The sequence below is a fragment of the Acinetobacter sp. LoGeW2-3 genome (assembly GCF_002688565.1).
GTDB lineage: Bacteria > Pseudomonadota > Gammaproteobacteria > Pseudomonadales > Moraxellaceae > Acinetobacter.
Genome location: NZ_CP024011.1, coordinates 2,500,719 through 2,518,451 on the forward strand (window position 1 = coordinate 2,500,719; position 17,733 = coordinate 2,518,451).

19 protein-coding genes and 1 rRNA gene are annotated in these 17,733 nt (G+C 43.3%); 15 read left to right on the forward strand and 5 right to left on the reverse strand.

Features of this window, described 5'->3' with window-relative positions; translation table 11 throughout:
- The first annotated feature begins 7 nt into the window (after window positions 1-7).
- From BS636_RS12135 to trpB, 8 genes are all read left to right on the forward strand, one after another.
- Window positions 8-337 (forward strand): YbaB/EbfC family nucleoid-associated protein, encoded by a 330-nt coding sequence (locus BS636_RS12135; RefSeq protein ID WP_099339001.1) that lies wholly within the window; start codon window positions 8-10, stop codon window positions 335-337.
- Window positions 338-350: 13 nt separating this feature from the next.
- Window positions 351-947 carry a recombination mediator RecR gene (gene recR / locus BS636_RS12140; protein WP_099339002.1) on the forward strand — a complete coding sequence of 199 codons (597 nt, stop codon included), beginning with the start codon at window positions 351-353 and terminating at the stop codon, window positions 945-947.
- Between the two features lie 189 nt (window positions 948-1,136).
- Window positions 1,137-2,279 (forward strand): ribonuclease D, encoded by a 1,143-nt coding sequence (locus BS636_RS12145; RefSeq protein ID WP_099339003.1) that lies wholly within the window; start codon window positions 1,137-1,139, stop codon window positions 2,277-2,279.
- Window positions 2,280-2,430: 151 nt separating this feature from the next.
- Entirely contained in the window at window positions 2,431-2,736 is a 306-nt protein-coding gene (locus BS636_RS12150) for a YcgL domain-containing protein (protein ID WP_099339004.1), read from the forward strand.
- Between the two features lie 21 nt (window positions 2,737-2,757).
- On the forward strand, window positions 2,758-3,150 hold the full coding sequence (locus BS636_RS12155; protein ID WP_099339005.1) for a hypothetical protein: 393 nt from the start codon (window positions 2,758-2,760) through the stop codon (window positions 3,148-3,150).
- 21 nt (window positions 3,151-3,171) lie between these two features.
- Complete coding sequence (locus BS636_RS12160) at window positions 3,172-4,023, forward strand: AAA family ATPase (protein WP_099339006.1); 852 nt, start codon at window positions 3,172-3,174, stop codon at window positions 4,021-4,023.
- A 13-nt stretch (window positions 4,024-4,036) separates the two neighbouring features.
- Complete coding sequence (locus tag BS636_RS12165) at window positions 4,037-5,224, forward strand: vWA domain-containing protein (RefSeq protein WP_099339007.1); 1,188 nt, start codon at window positions 4,037-4,039, stop codon at window positions 5,222-5,224.
- A 108-nt stretch (window positions 5,225-5,332) separates the two neighbouring features.
- A complete protein-coding gene (trpB, locus tag BS636_RS12170; protein ID WP_099339008.1) occupies window positions 5,333-6,541 on the forward strand; it encodes a tryptophan synthase subunit beta in 1,209 nt (402 codons plus the stop codon).
- 103 nt (window positions 6,542-6,644) lie between these two features.
- Here the strand turns inward: trpB and BS636_RS12175 are convergent, their stop codons facing one another.
- From BS636_RS12175 to BS636_RS12185, 3 genes are all read right to left on the reverse strand, one after another.
- On the reverse strand, window positions 6,645-7,076 hold the full coding sequence (locus BS636_RS12175; RefSeq protein ID WP_099339009.1) for a CBS domain-containing protein: 432 nt from the start codon (window positions 7,074-7,076) through the stop codon (window positions 6,645-6,647).
- Between the two features lie 87 nt (window positions 7,077-7,163).
- On the reverse strand, window positions 7,164-7,547 hold the full coding sequence (locus BS636_RS12180) for a DUF2750 domain-containing protein (RefSeq protein ID WP_213064223.1): 384 nt from the start codon (window positions 7,545-7,547) through the stop codon (window positions 7,164-7,166).
- Window positions 7,548-7,697: 150 nt separating this feature from the next.
- Window positions 7,698-7,931 carry a hypothetical protein gene (locus tag BS636_RS12185; RefSeq protein ID WP_099339011.1) on the reverse strand — a complete coding sequence of 78 codons (234 nt, stop codon included), beginning with the start codon at window positions 7,929-7,931 and terminating at the stop codon, window positions 7,698-7,700.
- Between the two features lie 218 nt (window positions 7,932-8,149).
- Here BS636_RS12185 and BS636_RS12190 point away from each other — a divergent pair, with 218 nt between their 5' ends.
- Together BS636_RS12190 and BS636_RS12195 are read left to right on the forward strand one after the other, a co-directional pair.
- Window positions 8,150-8,509: a hypothetical protein gene (locus BS636_RS12190; protein WP_099339012.1), complete on the forward strand. Its 360-nt coding sequence runs from the start codon at window positions 8,150-8,152 to the stop codon at window positions 8,507-8,509.
- 111 nt (window positions 8,510-8,620) lie between these two features.
- Window positions 8,621-8,944, forward strand: coding sequence for a hypothetical protein (locus BS636_RS12195; RefSeq protein ID WP_099339013.1), 324 nt, complete (start codon window positions 8,621-8,623; stop codon window positions 8,942-8,944).
- A gap of 4 nt (window positions 8,945-8,948) precedes the next feature.
- Here BS636_RS12195 and BS636_RS12200 read toward each other — a convergent pair whose 3' ends face one another.
- Both BS636_RS12200 and BS636_RS12205 read right to left on the reverse strand, forming a co-directional pair.
- Window positions 8,949-10,466: a M16 family metallopeptidase gene (locus BS636_RS12200; protein WP_099339014.1), complete on the reverse strand. Its 1,518-nt coding sequence runs from the start codon at window positions 10,464-10,466 to the stop codon at window positions 8,949-8,951.
- The gene (locus BS636_RS12205; RefSeq protein ID WP_228206950.1) at window positions 10,463-11,791 is read right to left on the reverse strand and encodes a M16 family metallopeptidase; all 1,329 of its coding nucleotides are present in this window, start codon (window positions 11,789-11,791) and stop codon (window positions 10,463-10,465) included. The genes BS636_RS12200 and BS636_RS12205 overlap by 4 nt, the downstream gene beginning before the upstream one ends.
- Window positions 11,792-12,046: 255 nt before the next feature.
- On the opposite strand from BS636_RS12205, the gene ftsY reads away from it, so the two are divergent.
- The 5 genes from ftsY to BS636_RS12230 all read left to right on the forward strand — a co-directional run bounded on the left by ftsY (window position 12,047) and on the right by BS636_RS12230 (window position 17,676).
- Entirely contained in the window at window positions 12,047-13,153 is a 1,107-nt protein-coding gene (ftsY, locus tag BS636_RS12210; protein WP_099339016.1) for a signal recognition particle-docking protein FtsY, read from the forward strand.
- Between the two features lie 174 nt (window positions 13,154-13,327).
- Window positions 13,328-14,017 (forward strand): nitroreductase family protein, encoded by a 690-nt coding sequence (locus tag BS636_RS12215; protein WP_099339017.1) that lies wholly within the window; start codon window positions 13,328-13,330, stop codon window positions 14,015-14,017.
- A 190-nt stretch (window positions 14,018-14,207) separates the two neighbouring features.
- The gene (locus BS636_RS12220) at window positions 14,208-14,801 is read left to right on the forward strand and encodes a nitroreductase family protein (protein WP_099339018.1); all 594 of its coding nucleotides are present in this window, start codon (window positions 14,208-14,210) and stop codon (window positions 14,799-14,801) included.
- Between the two features lie 207 nt (window positions 14,802-15,008).
- Entirely contained in the window at window positions 15,009-15,671 is a 663-nt protein-coding gene (locus tag BS636_RS12225) for a DUF2057 family protein (RefSeq protein ID WP_099339019.1), read from the forward strand.
- A gap of 466 nt (window positions 15,672-16,137) precedes the next feature.
- A 16S ribosomal RNA gene (locus tag BS636_RS12230) occupies window positions 16,138-17,676 on the forward strand.
- The last annotated feature ends 57 nt before the right edge of the window (window positions 17,677-17,733 follow it).

Consider the following 17,733-nt stretch of genomic DNA (forward strand, 5'->3'; position numbering starts at 1 on the left):
GATTTTTATGAACATTAACATGTTAATGCAGCAAGCCCAGCGCATGCAAAAGGAAGTGGAAAATAACCTGAAAAAAGCCAAAGAAGAGCTTGCACTGGTAGAAGTACATGCTGAAGCAGGTGGTGGTCTGGTGAAAGTGACCATGACTGCACGTAATGTAGTGAAACGCATTCAGATCGATCCAGAACTTCTGCAAGATGATCCGGATATGATCGAAGACCTGATCGCTGCAGCAATGAATGATGCGGCGCGTCAGGCTGAAGCCATCTCTGAAGAACGTATGAAGTCTGCAAACCAAGGCATGGGTTTACCTCCAGGTCTGGCTGGCTTGTTCTAAGGAAATATGCGCAATGTTTAGTGATCGTTTTGATCAACTGGTTCAAGCATTACGCATCTTGCCAAGCGTTGGGCCGAAATCGGCTCAACGTATGGCATTGCACCTGATCATGAAAAACCGTGAAGGTGCGATTGGTCTGGCGCATGCATTGACTGAAGCGACCAACCATATTCATGAATGTTCGGTCTGTCATTCATTGACTGAAGATGAAGTCTGTAATATCTGTACATCGACTGAACGTGATGATGAACTGCTTTGTGTGGTGGAATCACCGGCTGATGTCATGGCAATTGAACAGAGTGGCAGCTTTCGTGGTAAGTACCATGTGTTGGGCGGACATTTGTCACCGCTGGATGGTATTGGACCAGAAGAAATCGGTATTCCGTATCTGCTGGAGCGTTTAAACAGAGGTCAGATCCGTGAAGTGATTCTGGCAACGAATGCTACTGTAGAAGGCCAGGCCACTGCACATTATCTGATGGAAGCCAGCAAGCATTTGCCGATTCAGATTACCCGGATCGCCCAAGGTGTACCGCAAGGTGGTGAACTGGAATATGTGGACAGTCATACCTTGAGTCAGGCTGTACATAACCGCATGCGGATGAAATAAAATCGTTTCTCCGCAGGCGTTTTACTAAATAGAAGAACAAGTTAGAAAAATACAAGAATATTCATTCATTTTATCGATATTGTGATCATTAAATTTTATAGCTAAATGTTTATTATTTTGTCATAAATATGAGAAATATCAGTTAATATAACTGCATTCGGACATCCAATTACGTTGACTCAGTCATTTATGTTTCAATTTATTCAAGATCAAGCTGGACTCGATCAAGTACTTGCACAAATGGATCAAAGCTCAGTTTATGCTTTGGATACAGAGTTCATCAAGGTCGATACTTTATGGCCGAAACTTGGTGTGTTCCAGATTAATGTCTGTGGCAATGTCTATCTACTCGATGGTACGACATTAGATCTGACTGAGTTCTTCAAGCGTCTCTTTGCTGCACAACAGAATATTTTCCATGCTTGCGGTGAAGATATTGATCTGATCTATCACTATACCCAGCAAAAATCTCTGAGTAATGTGTTTGATACTCAAGTAGGCATGGCATTCCTGGGTCATGGTCTACAGGTCAGCTATCAGAATGCCTTAAAGCAAATGCTGGACGTGGAGATTGAAAAAGATCAGACCCGTTCAAACTGGTTGGCACGTCCTTTAAGTCATGAACAATTGCTGTATGCGGCTAATGATGTGCATTATCTGGTACATCTGGGTGACCAGATCAAAACAGAGCTGAAGCAAAAGCATTTACTGGATTTTGCTCTGGAAGATTGCCGTTTTATGACTCAGGAAATTGGTCAAGAAACGCCAATCGAGTTGCTGTATCAGGATGTAGGCAACTATCGCCATTCACGCCGTCAACTGATGCAGCTGCAACAGCTTGCAGTATGGCGTGAGCAGATTGCCAAGGCGCTGAATATTCCACGCAGCTTTATCATGAGAAACTCAACCATGATTAACCTGGTGGAAAAGAATCCGAAAAATATGTTCCAGCTCAGCACTGTGAAGGACCTACGTGCCAATATCATCCGTGATCATGGAAAATGTATTCTGGATCTGCTGAAATTCCTGCCAGATCAATCTGAATGGCCGCTACGTTTGGCACGCCCAATCCGTCATTCTTCTAATGACATCGGTACAAAAATTGATGCCATTATTCAAAATGTGGTGGATGAGACCTCAATTCCAAAAGAAGTGCTGATGCGCAAGAAATGGATGAGCGCGTTGTACCAGCATGTTGTATTCCATAATGATGAACAGGATCTGCCGGACTTCCTGCTTGGCTGGCGTTATGAACATCTGACCAAGCCATTAGTTCAGTTGCTACGCCAGGATGAATCCTATCTTTCTACGCAAATGAAAGTTGTCGACTAAATCCGAAGTGGATGCTCGCCTGAAAAATTGATTAAAGAAAGAGCAATTATACAAAATCACGACTGATGCGTTAATTATGGCTAATGCCTCAAAGGATGTTTTGAGGTATCCTTGCCACTGATTTTTCTAAATTGTTGTCTGAATCAAAATCATGCAAGTGTCTATCTACAAATCGAGCAAAAAGGACGAAATGTACCTTTATGTGTCTCGTCCGGCTGATGAAAATGAAGCTGAAACTTTCGATCCACTTCAGGTACTGGGCGATGCTGTCCGCGTAGCGTTTGGTCGTGCGACTTTTGTCATGCATCTTGAACTGAGCGAAACCCGTAAGCTGGCACGTGCCAATGTGCTGCATGTGATGGACTCTATTGAAACTCGTGGTTTCTTCCTGCAAATGCCGCCTGAAGGTTTAATTAATCCGAATGCTGTAGAGCCAGAAGGTCTGCGTGGTGCTTAATGTTTATTCAGGAGTTGTAAAATGAATGGTTATGTAACTGTATTAGATTCAATTCCTGAAGAATCGATTGCCATCACGGTGTATCTGATTGGCAGCGCGATTGCATTGCTGTGCTGGTACGGCGTGACCAAGCGCCTGCCAAAACCGGCAGGTGGCTTTCTCTGGATTGTCGGATTTGCCATTCTGCTGACACCGACGGTATCTGAAGGTCCGAATGCTTCATTGGCGCCGGCAATTTTTGGATTGATGTTTGGTGTATTGACCAAGGAACAAGAACTGGTCTGGATCAATGCCTCACTGATTCTGTTCGTGATAGGGATCGCGTCACTGATCGGCTATTGCTGGTCAACTTATGTAACGAATAAAGCAAAAACTGCTGTAAATACTGTAAACAAAAATACTTCACCGCTGTAAATAGAAAAATAAGGTTAAATCATGTCTGTGGATCATCAACAGTTTTCGGGTACAAGTCAGTACATTGCAACTGACAGTTTAAAATTGGCTGTAAAAGCCGCACGCAGCTTACAAAAACCGCTGCTGGTCAAAGGCGAACCCGGTACAGGTAAAACCCTGTTGGCAGAGCAGGTGGCTGAAAGCCTGGGGATGAAACTCATCACCTGGCATATCAAGTCCACCACCAAAGCCCAGCAAGGTTTGTATGAATATGATGCAGTATCGCGTCTGCGTGATAGCCAGTTGGGTGATGATCGTGTCTATGACATCAAGAACTACATCAAGCCTGGAAAATTGTGGGAAGCCTTTGCCAGTGAAGAGCGTTGTGTCTTACTGATTGATGAAATTGACAAGGCCGATATTGAATTCCCGAATGACCTGTTGCATGAACTTGATAAGATGTCGTTCTTTGTGTATGAAACAGGCGAGACCATTACTGCAAAACAGCGTCCAATCGTCATCATCACCTCGAATAATGAGAAAGAACTACCAGATGCTTTCCTGCGCCGTTGTTTCTTCCATTACATTGAATTTCCGGATGAAGCGACCATGCGCGAAATCATTGATGTGCATTTCGAGAATATCTCGGCGACATTGGTCAATGAGGCGCTGCAAGTCTTCTTTAAATTGCGTCAGATTCCGGGCCTGAAAAAACCGCCTTCAACATCAGAATTGATCGACTGGTTAAGTCTGCTCATGGCAGATGATATGCCAGAAGATATTTTAAGAAATACCGACAAGTCTAAAGCCATTCCACCGTTGTATGGTGCGCTGATCAAAAATGAGCAGGATGTCCAGCTGCTTGAACGCCTAGCATTTATGTCACGCCGCTAAGGGAGAAACACGCATGTTCGTGCGACTGTTTTATACCTTGCGCAAATACGGTGTGCCGGTTTCAACGCGTGAGCTGATTGATCTGAATCAGGCAGTGGCTGCCGGAATCGTCTTTGCTGATCAGGATGAATTCTATCAGCTCGCTAAAACTGTGATGGTGAAAGACGAGCGTTACTTCGATAAGTTCGACCGCGCCATGAAAGACTACTTTGATGGCATTCAGTCCTTTGATCTTGATGAACTGCTGAATCAAGTCCAGAAGTTACCGAAAGACTGGTTTGATCTGGAATTGCTGGAAAAGCACCTGACCCCTGAACAGCGTGAAGAGCTGAAAAAAGCTGGATCGCTGGAAGAACTGATGAAAATGCTGGAAGAGCGTCTGCGCGAACAGCATAAGAAACATCAGGGTGGCAACAAGATGATTGGTACCGGTGGTACTTCACCGTTTGGTGCTTATGGCGATCATCCGGAAGGTGTACGTATTGGCGGGCCGGGACGTAAACGTTCAGCAGTCAAAGTCTGGGAACAGCGTCAATACCGTAATCTGGATGATGAACAGATTCTGGGTAGCCGTCAGATGCAACTGGCACTACGTCGCCTGCGTAAGTTTGCCCGTCAAGGTGCTGCCGAAGAACTGGATATTGATGGTACTATTCGTGAAACTGCCAAACAGGGCATTCTGGATGTGCAGCTGGTGCCGGAACGTCGTAACCGTATCAAAGTGTTGATGCTATTTGATGTCGGTGGTTCTATGGATGCGCATATTGCCCAGTGTGAAAAACTGTTTAGTGCTGCCAAAACTGAATTCAAAACACTTGAATATTTCTATTTCCATAACTGTCTGTATGACTACGTCTGGAAAGATAATTTCCGTCGTTCTAGTACGCGGATGAATACTTGGGATTTGCTCAATACTTATGGTCGCGATTATCGGGTGATTGTCGTGGGTGATGCCAGCATGGCACCGTATGAACTGCATTCAGTCGGTGGGTCGGTGGAATATATGAATGATGAAGCAGGACAAGTCTGGTTACAACGTCTGCGTCAGCATTTTGAAAAAACTGCCTGGCTGAATCCCGAAGAAGAACGCTACTGGCACTATACCCAGACTATCGGAATGATTCAGCAGATCTTCGAAAGTCATATGTATCCAATGACCTTAAGAGGCATTGAAGATATGACCAAATATCTGGCGCGTTGATTCCATTTATCTATTGATCACCTTATTTATAGTGATTAGTTCTTCAAAATAAAACAATTTAATATAAAGTGGTTTTTATAAATTTAATCCAGATTGTTAGGGATCATTATGGGTCATCAAATAAATGGCATTGCATTGCCAAATGAAGAGGGTTTTTTTGGGAACTATGGCGGCCAGTTTATTCCGCCAGATCTGAAGCAGGCAATGGATGACATTAATGTTGCCTATCAGGAAATTCGTCAAACTGCTGAATTCCAGAATGAACTGAAAGATCTGTTTGCAAATTATGTTGGTCGCCCAAGTCCATTATTTCATGCTAAACGCCTATCTGATCAGCTCGGTGGTGCACAAATCTACCTGAAACGTGAAGACCTAAACCATACAGGTGCGCACAAAATCAATCACTGCCTCGGCGAAGCACTGTTAGCAAAATACATGGGTAAAACCAAAGTGATTGCTGAAACGGGAGCAGGTCAGCATGGTGTTGCATTGGCAACGGCATGTGCATTGGTCGGTATTCCATGTGAAATTCATATGGGTCAGGTGGATATCGAGAAAGAACACCCGAATGTGGTGAAAATGAAAATTCTCGGTGCCAAACTGATTTCTGTGACGCGTGGTACGGCAACTCTAAAAGATGCGGTGGATAGTGCCTTTGAAGAATACCTAAAAGATCCTAAAAACTATATCTATGCGATTGGTTCGGTGGTGGGTCCACATCCTTTCCCGATGATGGTGCGTGATTTCCAATCGATTATCGGTGATGAAATCAAAGTACAAAGTCATGATCGTTTTGGTGCAAACCCAGATTATATTGTCGCTTGTGTGGGTGGTGGTTCCAATGCACTCGGTGCGTTTACTGCTTTTCTGAATGATGCTGATGTCAAATTGGTTGGTGTAGAGCCGGCAGGTCATGGTCTGGATACTGACAAGCATTCTGCAACGCTGACTCTAGGCAAACCAAGCCAGATTCACGGCATGGCATGCTATGTATTGGAAGACGAGCAGGGTGAACCTTTACCGGTACATTCAATTGCTTCTGGTCTTGATTATCCGGGTGTAGGTCCGCAGCATAGTTTGCTTAAAGATTTAGGGCGTGTGGAATATACTACGGCAACGGATCAAGAATGTCTGGATGCTTTTATGACTCTTTCACGTGTTGAAGGTATTGTTCCTGCACTGGAAAGCTCACATGCGGTGGCTTGGGCAATTCGTGAAGCCGGTAAATTGCCAAAAGAGGTGAAGATAGTCGTAAACCTGTCAGGGCGTGGCGATAAAGATTCTGACTACGTGGCTGAAAAACTGGGTCTAAACTAATTTAGCTCTCAATAAAAAAACCGCTCGATTTGAGCGGTTTTTTTATGTTTGTTATTGCTTTGTCAGTTTAACGTCATTACAAAATGGCTTTTAGAACTTAATATTAACCTGAAATGTACTGTTGTAGCTGATCAATCAGTATTTGCTGATCATTCATTGCTGCTTTGACCAAGTCACCAATTGAAGCCAAACCTACCAATTTCCCTGCTTCCACCACCGGTAAATGACGCAAGTGTTTATTAGTCATCAGGCTAAGACAGTCTGGCACAGAAGTGTGACAATCTACCGTGATGACATTGGAAGTCATGATCTGGCTGACAGTGGTATTAAAGGAAGTACGTTCCATCAGCACGATCTTTCGGGTGTAATCACGTTCGGAAAGAATCCCGACCACTTTATCTTCTTCCATAACCACAATCGCACCGATGTCTTTATCCGCCATTAAAGTAATGGCTTCAAGAACCGTGGCTTCTGGATGGATAGTATAAATTTCCTGACTTGGCTTGTCTTTGAGTACTTGGGCTACATTCGTCATTATTAAGTCCTTAGCTGTTATTATTTATCCTGAAGTTTAAGCTGTTTATCTTCAGGTAGTTGTTGTCCTGACTCTATAAATAACATGTTATGCAGCGAAGTGCAGCCCTTGTCCTGAAAAAAAGAAATGACGCACCTGTCCAATTGTCAGCTTGATTTGTTTGCCACTGCCACGTACCAGAACAGGGTTAACATTGAAACGTTGTAGGGTAGGTAAAAGTACCTGCTCAAAATCCTCAGGGGTAATTTTTCGAGGGGTGTAGTTTGGCCAGTGTTTCTTGGCATAGTTTTCTGCATGCGAAGAATTGAGCCAGAACGGGAATAGGTTTTCATCCTGATCTCGCATCATGCCCCAACCCTCATGAAATAGTCCCCAAAGTACCCCGCAATACATCATCGATTTCAGGATAGTAAGTTTAACTGCAAGGTCTTTAGGTAATGGTTGAATATCTTTAATATTTGGCATTTTCATTATGATCAAGTTATGGTGGAACAACGCTGTCATTGTAAGAAAATTAGATAAAACTAGTGTTTTAGCTTTGCAAGGAATCGTTACAGTAATGCTTCATCATGTATAAGTAATATTGTAGATATAAAAAAACGCCACCGCGGTGACGTTTATTTAGGCTTGCATGGTGGCCATGCTTTGCCAGTATTGAGCTTTCATTGAATCGCGTTCGACGCGGAAACCTTGATAGTAAAGTTCAGCTAAAAAAAGCGCCGCTTTACCATGTCCTGCACGTGCAGCATCTTCTAACTGTTTAACTGCATCTGAAAAGTTCATTTGTGACTGGATTGTATTCACAGCTTCAGCATACAGATGTTCAAGTTCATGTGGAGAGAATTGTTGAATCATATAAAACTCCTTAATTTTAATTATGATTACGGATAGACTTTTTAGTCTAGCTTCAAATATAACTGAGTAATGTTAAACTAATATTACAGAATGATTGAAATGTCAATTATTTCGTCGGATCTTGTTCTTGTTTTACAGTTTACATGATTAAACTATCATCAAAAATATTTTTTATTAGTATATAAAGTAACTATTAAGCTAACAACAAGGAGAATAACATGTCGCGTACATTAGATGGAATTGATTTTGATATCCCTCCGACAGCTGGACAAGTGATGGCATTGGCTCAACTGCACCGAAAAAAATTAGATGCAGCCATTTTCCATAAGGAGATCCATTTAGGGGAGTACAGTCTGACACAGCGTAAGGCAGTTTATGATTTTACTCGTCAGCTAGATGAGAACCAGCGTGAGCAATTCTACAAACTTTATAATTCAGAACTGGTACGTCTTGCTGATCCGGATCGTTTGCATCCAGCCAGTGCCGAGTCTGGAGTAAGCAAGTTTGCGATTTTCCTGATTCTGGCGATTACTGCCGGTATGTTGGGAAGTACTGTTTTTATTGGTTTATTTAAATAAGCGGGCAGAATACTGTACAGGATCAGCCATCTGCTAATAGAGTGAATTTCCAGTCAATTACTTGAACTTATTCGAATGCAGCCATACACTACTTTGAATTAGAGGTAGTGTATGGCTATTGATTTAGAAAAAATCAGGACGTTTTTGTCCAAATTAACGCTAGAGCAAATCTATAACAGCGTTTTTGTCTTTATTGTTTTATTTATTATTGTGTTGGCAAGTGTCGCTCTCTATCGTCCTGTCACTATGGTTCAATCTGAACAAATTCAGCAACTTTCCATACAACAGCAGTTGCCACAAACACAGGACATGGCTATCACTTTACTTGAACAGCCATCAATTTATCGTGGACAATACCTTAAGCTAATGCAGGCTTATCAACAGGAATCAGTCCGCGCACATCAGTTACCTCCAGTAGAAGCGGACCAACCTTAAAATTTTAAGGGGTGGATATTAATCCATCAGTTGTAGCTGTATTTTCTAAATTTGCTTTCAAAGCCGCTTTCAATTCCTCTTTATCTAATGTCTGACTAACGACGACTATAGTTAGACGGTCTGGATGTAGATGTCTACGTACTGCATTTTCTACATCTTTTGCAGTGATTTTGGCTAAGCGTTCTGGGTAAGTCGCCAAATAATCGCGTGGTTCTGTATAAAAACCGATAGTACCGAGCTGGGCATTGATGGTGGCATTGCTGCTGTAGTTATTCGGAAATGCCCTTAACATGCCAGATTTGGTTTCTTCGAGCCGTTTTTTATCAATCGGCTGATTCACAAAGTTAATAAAGGCTTGATGTGCGACCTGAATGCTATCAAGTAGCTGGTCTTGACGAGTGGAATAGCGAAAACTGAAGACACCCGGTGCCTGACTAAAGCTAAAAGTGCTATAAGCTCCATAGGTAAAGCCGCGTTTAATCCTGAGTTCCTGCATCAGTACCGCATTAAAGCCACTGCCACCAAAGATACGATTTGCCACTTCTAAAGCCAGTTTTTCTTCAGTAAAACGGCTTGGTCCGATATGACCAAACATCACATGGGCTTGACTGGAATTGTAGGGAATATGCACCACCTCAATATCATCTTTTAATTGCGGATCAGGCAATGGCTGTGCACGTGTACCTTGTTTGAGGTTGCCTGCAATACGTTCTGATAGGTCTAATGCTTCTTTAGGGTTAAGTTTCCCGGTAATGGCGATATTCATATTTTGTGCGACCAGAAACTGATCCCGGAACTTTTTAAGGTGTTCAGGATTTACTTTTTGAGTGCCGCCAATGGTGCCTGTAATTGGTTGTGCGTAAGGATGCTGTCCATACAGGGTGTGATAGAAGCGGATATCCATTAGGCGACCTGGATTTTCCTGTAGCTGTTTCTGACCGACATTGGTGTTACTCACTGCCAGGCTGATGCTCTGATTTTTAAAAGATGCATGTTTAAGCACTTCCACCATCATTGCTAAAGCAGGTTCCAGTTTTTTCGGATCAGACATGACACGTAAGCGGATGACAAACATATCCCGGTAGGCTTGGGCACTAAACTGAGCACCGCTTTGATCAAATACATCTGCAATTTGCCGGGCCGTATATTGATCGGTTCCTTCACGGATCAGCTTGGCTGCCATGCTGGACAAGCCGAATAAGCCTTTCTGGATTTCTTCATCCCGGGCTGAACCAGCATTAAAGGTCAGCTGAATATCAACCATCGGCATGTCTTTGGTTTCGACAAATAACGTACGGACTTTGAAGCGGTTATTTAAATCATGTACATAAGGTGCCTGAAACTGCTTTTCGCTATTCAAATTTTTTAAGCTTTGTAGCAGGGGAATTGACTGTAATAGGCTAGGATTATCTTCTGATAGGTCTTCAGTGTTTTGAAAGCTCTCAGCCCAGACCTGAGAAGTACAGCTTAATGCGGCAAGTAAAAGACCGTTTGAAAATATTGACTTGAACTTATCCTTCATTGTGCTTTTGCTTCCGGTGCGAGATAAAGCGTGCTGAGATTTGCACGAATGAAATAGTTATTCGCGACCCGTTGAATATCACTCATGCTGACATTTTCATAATGTTTAGGCAGTTCATCCATGAGTCGGTAACTTAAACCATTCACTTCCAGATTGCCGATCATCTTGGCTTGCCCGGCAATATTATCTTGACTATAAATAAGACTGGAAACAAAGCGGGTAATAATTCGATCCAGTTCATGTTGAGGAATATCTTCAGTTTTTAAGGCATCAACTTCTGCCTGAATGGCTTTTTGCGCATCTTCAAAGCTGACACCAGTCGCGGGAAGTGCGGAAATGCTAAATAGACTGTCACCACGATTATATGGGTCATAAGACACGCTCACGGAAGTCAGCAGCTTACGATCACGGACCAAGCGGTCTTGCAGGCGCGAGGAAATACCACTGTCCAGCAAGCTCCGGATAATCGTCAGTGCATAAGCATCTTGATGATTGATTGCTGAAGCCAGTGATTTGACATTCCAGGTCATGTATAAGTTTGGCACTTGTACATCGGTACTGATTTCCATATGGCGATAGCCTAAGCGTTCAAACTCAACTACATCATTGCGTGGCGGCGTAGTACGCGAAGGTGTATCAGCAAAGTATTTCTGGACTTGCAGCAGCGCTTTTTCAGACTCGACATCACCGACAATGACCAGAATGGCATTGTTCGGGGTGTACCAGGTCTTGTACCACTGCTTTACATCGCTGATCTCGATATTATTCAGGGTTTTCATATGCCCAATTACCGGCTGGCGGTAATGACTGGTTGGATAGCTGATCCATTTAAAACGTTCAAAGGCCCGTGAACGCGGATTGTCATCAGTGCGCTGGCGGCGTTCTTCCATTACGACTTTAATTTCTGGTTCAAAATCCTGCTGGCGTAGTAGCAGATTACTCATTCGATCTGCTTCAAGTTCTAATGCCATTGGGAAATAGGCTTTAGGATAAAGCTGATAATAATTGGTGTAGTTGGTGGAGGTTGCCGCATTCACGCTGCCGCCGTAGATCCGGCTGATGCGAGTAAATTCATCATTTGGAACTTTGTTGGTGCCCTTAAACATCATATGTTCCAGTACATGCGATACACCGAGGGTGTTGCCGGACTCATCCGCACTGCCAACTTTATACCAGATCTGAGTCATCACCATCGGTGCGCGATGATCTTCCCGAATAATCACTTTAAGACCATTTTTTAAGGTGGTTTCAAAAGTGCTGCGCGTCAGCTCAGATTGGGTTTTTTGTGTAGTTTGTGCCTGAATTTGACTACTGCTTAAACACATTAGTACTGCACCAAGCGAATACAGATATCGCTTAAGCTGGAGTGGACGAGCGTGCATAGAAATAAGTGATTTGGACACGAATTATTCCAAAATAAGCGGATGTATTTATAAGCCATTTTAAGATTTGTGTAATTGAAAGCAATCCACTGTTGTTGCTTTTTGGTGTAATAGAAATGGAAGTTTAATCTAAAGCTAAAACTTTATAACTTATGGTAGAATCCCATTTTTTAACGCAATGCTTTTCAAGGATTCGGCATGCAACAGCAATCTAATGGGCAAAACAAATTTTTGATTGATGCTGATATCGGAGATGACGATGTCACATTACCGAGTTTACCTGCGGTCAATGTGCCAATTATAGAAACGCCACGCGAACAAGCCGTTGTTTCAGCGCCTGCCGCAACAGAAACGTCGAGTGAAGAATCTACTGCCAAAGGTGGTTTCTTTAGCCGTATGAAGGAAGGTTTGACCAAGACCCGCAAGAACTTTGCAGACGGTATGGTAAATATCCTGATCGGTGGCAAGGAAATTGATGACGAATTACTAGAAGAAGTAGAAGAGCAATTGCTGGTTGCAGATATTGGTGTAGATGCAACCAAGACCATTATTGCCAATCTAACCGAACGTACTGCTCGTGGTGATTTGATTTACTCTCATTCGCTGTACAAAGCGCTTCAGGAAGAATTGGTTGCTTTATTGGCACCGCGTGTAAAACCGTTGCACATTGACCCGAACAAAAATCCTTATGTGATTCTTGTTGTCGGTGTAAATGGTGTCGGTAAAACCACTACTATCGGTAAGCTGGCGAAGCGTTTACAAGGTGAAGGCAAGAAAGTCATGCTGGCAGCGGGTGATACCTTCCGTGCTGCGGCAACTGAACAGCTGCAAATCTGGGGTGAGCGCAATAACATCGCTGTGGTTGCTCAAGGTCACGGTGCAGATTCAGCCTCTGTAATTTTTGATGCTTTTGAAAGTGCGCGTGCCAAAGGTGTAGATGTCCTGATCGCAGATACAGCTGGTCGTTTGCACAACAAGAGCAACCTGATGCAAGAGCTGACCAAAGTAAAACGCGTGATGCAGAAGATTGATGCCACTGCACCACATGAAGTGATGCTGGTGGTTGACGCGGGTACAGGTCAGAACGCGATTAATCAGGTAGAAATGTTTGATGAAGCTGTAGGTCTGACTGGTATTACTATTACTAAGTTAGATGGTACTGCCAAAGGTGGTGTGCTATTTAATATTGCCAGCCGCAGTCATGTGCCAATTCGCTTTATTGGTGTGGGTGAGAAAATTGACGATCTTCGTCCATTCTCTGCCAAGTCATTTGTTGCTGCATTATTTGAAACTGAAAATAAATAATCGTGCAATAAGTCACAAAAACTCCGCCTAGTGCGGAGTTTTTTGTTTTTAAATGAATTGATTGCTGTAAAAAGAAACAGCCTTGAACGCTTATGCCATAAGCCTTTAGGCCAAAGCCATTACAATAAACAGGTCTAGCCTTTGGCTGGCATGTGTTGATTGGGGAAAGTGTAAATGGCGTTATTAGATAAGATTGGGCATGTACTGACGACAGACCTGACTAAAGATTTTAAATTTTCAAAAAAGAGCAAAACTGAACAAGGGGATGAGCTGACATTTGTTGATCAGCTGAAAAAGCGCCGTAGTATTTATGCCTTGGGGAAGCGGGTGCATTATAGCCAGGCGTATATTGCTGAACTGATTCAGGCTGCAGTACGTAGCTGTCCTTCGGCATTCAATTCTCAAAGTGCACGAATCGTGATTCTGTTTGGGGATTCACATTTTAAATTCTGGGAAATCGTGAAAGAGGTTAAGCGCCAAGACATGCCTGCTCAGGTATTTGAAGGGAGTGAAATCAAGATCGATCAATGTGCTAGAGCTTTTGGAACAGTGCTGTTCTATGAAGATCAAACGGTGATTCATCAGTTGCAGAAAAAAATGCCAATGAGTGCGGATGATTTTCCGGTCTGGTCTGAGCAGACTTCCGGTATGGCACAGTTTGCTGTCTGGACAGCTCTGGCAGATTCAGGTTTAGGGGCATCACTACAGCACTATAATCCAACGGTGGATCAGGCAGTCGCAGCACATTTTAAAATTGATGGAAACTGGCAGCTACGCGCGCAACTTTGTTTTGGTTCTATTGAGCAGCCTGCAGAACCGCGTCCGGAGACTAACTTTCAGGATCGCTTCCGCGTATTTGCTTAAAATCATAAAGATAAAGAACCTGCTGGAAATACGTGCCAGTGGGTTCAATACAAATATTAAACGTTAAAAATCCTCTTATTGTTCTATAAATAAAACACTACGTTTCTTATATGCGCCTGTTTTTGGGTGATAAAAAGATTAATCTTTCTTTATCGATTTTGAACAAGACAAGATATACAAGAGGTTCTTCATGGCATTTTTAGATCAAATCAAACAACGTCGCACCATTTATGCAATTGGCAATAACGTAACCTTAGATCAGGCAGAAATTGAAAATACAATTAAAGAAGCAGTACGTCATAGTCCATCTTCTTTTAACTCACAAACTTCTCGTGTGGTGATTCTGTTTGGTGAATCACATCAAAATTTCTGGGACATTGTCCGTGATACGTTGAAGAAAATTGTGCCAGCCGATGCGTTTGAAGCTACGAACAATAAAATCAATAGTTTTGCAGCAGGCTATGGTACTGCGTTGTTTTATGAAGATCAGGAAGTGGTAAAAGAACTGCAAGCACAATTTCCATTGTATGCAGATAATTTCCCAGTATGGTCAGAACACTCTTCAGCAATTGCCCAATTTTCGACTTGGACAGCACTAGCGGAGAAAAATATTGGTGCATCGCTACAGCACTATAATCCGATCATTGATGATGAAGTTGCCATTGCTTTTGATGTGCCTTCAAGCTGGAAGCTACGCGCTCAACTAGTCTTTGGTTCAATTGAGGCGCCAGCAGGTGAGAAAACCTTTATGAATGATGAAGAGCGTTTTAAAACCTTTAACTAAGACTTAGTGGAATAATAAAAAGGAGTGCTTCGGTGCTCCTTTTTATTTTGCTCTTATTTAAGTCTAGGTACTTAGCTGAATAAATCAGATGGATATACAGATATATGCTTGAAGTACTGGCTGTTTGTCTAAGTGATTTATCATAAAATTGTCACGTATACTCCACATAGTGCAAACAGACTTAAATAATCAGGAAGAATGAGGCAAATGAATTTACGTATTGCGATCGCAGCAGCGGCTTTAATGGGAAGTACTTCTGTTTTTTCTGCAGTGACTTTGACGGCACCGGAAGAAATCAACATTGTTGCGGTAAATGAGCAAGAGGTGAATAGTGGATTAATACGTAAAAACCAGACCTATAAAATAGATCCAGGTTCAAATAGTATTAGTGTGCGTTATACAGAATTCTTTGAGCATACGGACAGTACTCATGACATTTTAAAATCAGGCGTAGTAACCGTAAAAACACCAGAACTGAAAGATGGAGAAAGTTACCGTCTGGCTTTGATTAATGCACCTAAAGATTTTAATGTAGCACAAAAATATAAAGACCAACCGATTATTGGTTTATATGATGCTAAAAATCAGCTACTGGTACAGCAGGTAGGGGCAAATAGCGAAGCCAAACCATTATTGGGCAAGAGTGTGCTGGGTAAAGCGGTAGACCTGACCACTAAAACACTTACACCAGTGAATCAGCCTGCGCCAGTTTATACCCAGGCAGCAGTTGCACCTGTAGTTGCTAAAGTAAATACTGCTCAAACTGCAGCACAAACCTCAACTGATCAAGCACTCATTCAGCTTTGGCAAAAAGCATCTAAAGCAGAACGTCAGAAATTTATGAGCTGGCTGGCTGAACAGGCTGATTAGAAAGCAATTAATAATCACATGATAAAGATCGAAGCTATTTCGGTCTTTTTTGTTTTGAAGGGTGGTTACATTTTGAAAATACATTACAGGCTGAAATGATGGATTTATACCCACAAAGCTGCTAAAAATACGCATTCAGGATAAAAAATGAACGACCAAATCATATTTTCATATATTTTTATGAAAAGCACTTGCGCTCATTGTGAAACTGTATAGAATACGCAGCACACCAACGCAATGCACGAAACGAAACGTTAAGTGATTGAGTTGGAACTTAAAGCTGATGAGGTTTTAAGTGAGATCATTAAGAGATTATGAAGAACAACTTGTGTGGATTTTTACTGGTTGATCGATCGAAATTATTTTCATTGATTGATGGTAGAAATTACTCGAAGTTTATTTGAGAAATATTTGTCAGAAAATTGATGAGCCAAGATTGGTACCCTTTAAAGGTACTACTGATTTTAAACTGAAGAGTTTGATCATGGCTCAGATTGAACGCTGGCGGCAGGCTTAACACATGCAAGTCGAGCGGGAATAGGTAGCTTGCTACTGATTTCTAGCGGCGGACGGGTGAGTAATGCTTAGGAATCTGCCTATTAGTGGGGGACAACGTTCCGAAAGGAACGCTAATACCGCATACGTCCTACGGGAGAAAGCAGGGGATCTTCGGACCTTGCGCTAATAGATGAGCCTAAGTCGGATTAGCTAGTTGGTGGGGTAAAGGCCTACCAAGGCGACGATCTGTAGCGGGTCTGAGAGGATGATCCGCCACACTGGGACTGAGACACGGCCCAGACTCCTACGGGAGGCAGCAGTGGGGAATATTGGACAATGGGGGGAACCCTGATCCAGCCATGCCGCGTGTGTGAAGAAGGCCTTTTGGTTGTAAAGCACTTTAAGCGAGGAGGAGGCTACTCTAGTTAATACCTAGAGATAGTGGACGTTACTCGCAGAATAAGCACCGGCTAACTCTGTGCCAGCAGCCGCGGTAATACAGAGGGTGCGAGCGTTAATCGGATTTACTGGGCGTAAAGCGTGCGTAGGCGGCTTTTTAAGTCGGATGTGAAATCCCTGAGCTTAACTTAGGAATTGCATTCGATACTGGAAAGCTAGAGTATGGGAGAGGATGGTAGAATTCCAGGTGTAGCGGTGAAATGCGTAGAGATCTGGAGGAATACCGATGGCGAAGGCAGCCATCTGGCCTAATACTGACGCTGAGGTACGAAAGCATGGGGAGCAAACAGGATTAGATACCCTGGTAGTCCATGCCGTAAACGATGTCTACTAGCCGTTGGGGCCTTTGAGGCTTTAGTGGCGCAGCTAACGCGATAAGTAGACCGCCTGGGGAGTACGGTCGCAAGACTAAAACTCAAATGAATTGACGGGGGCCCGCACAAGCGGTGGAGCATGTGGTTTAATTCGATGCAACGCGAAGAACCTTACCTGGCCTTGACATACTAAGAACTTTCCAGAGATGGATTGGTGCCTTCGGGAACTTAGATACAGGTGCTGCATGGCTGTCGTCAGCTCGTGTCGTGAGATGTTGGGTTAAGTCCCGCAACGAGCGCAACCCTTTTCCTTATTTGCCAGCGAGTAATGTCGGGAACTTTAAGGATACTGCCAGTGACAAACTGGAGGAAGGCGGGGACGACGTCAAGTCATCATGGCCCTTACGGCCAGGGCTACACACGTGCTACAATGGTCGGTACAAAGGGTTGCTACTGCGCGAGCAGATGCTAATCTCAAAAAGCCGATCGTAGTCCGGATCGCAGTCTGCAACTCGACTGCGTGAAGTCGGAATCGCTAGTAATCGCGGATCAGAATGCCGCGGTGAATACGTTCCCGGGCCTTGTACACACCGCCCGTCACACCATGGGAGTTTGTTGCACCAGAAGTAGGTAGTCTAACCGCAAGGAGGACGCTTACCACGGTGTGGCCGATGACTGGGGTGAAGTCGTAACAAGGTAGCCGTAGGGGAACCTGCGGCTGGATCACCTCCTTAACGAAAGATTGACGATTGGTAAGAATCCACAACAAGTTGTTCTTCATGACGATGTAT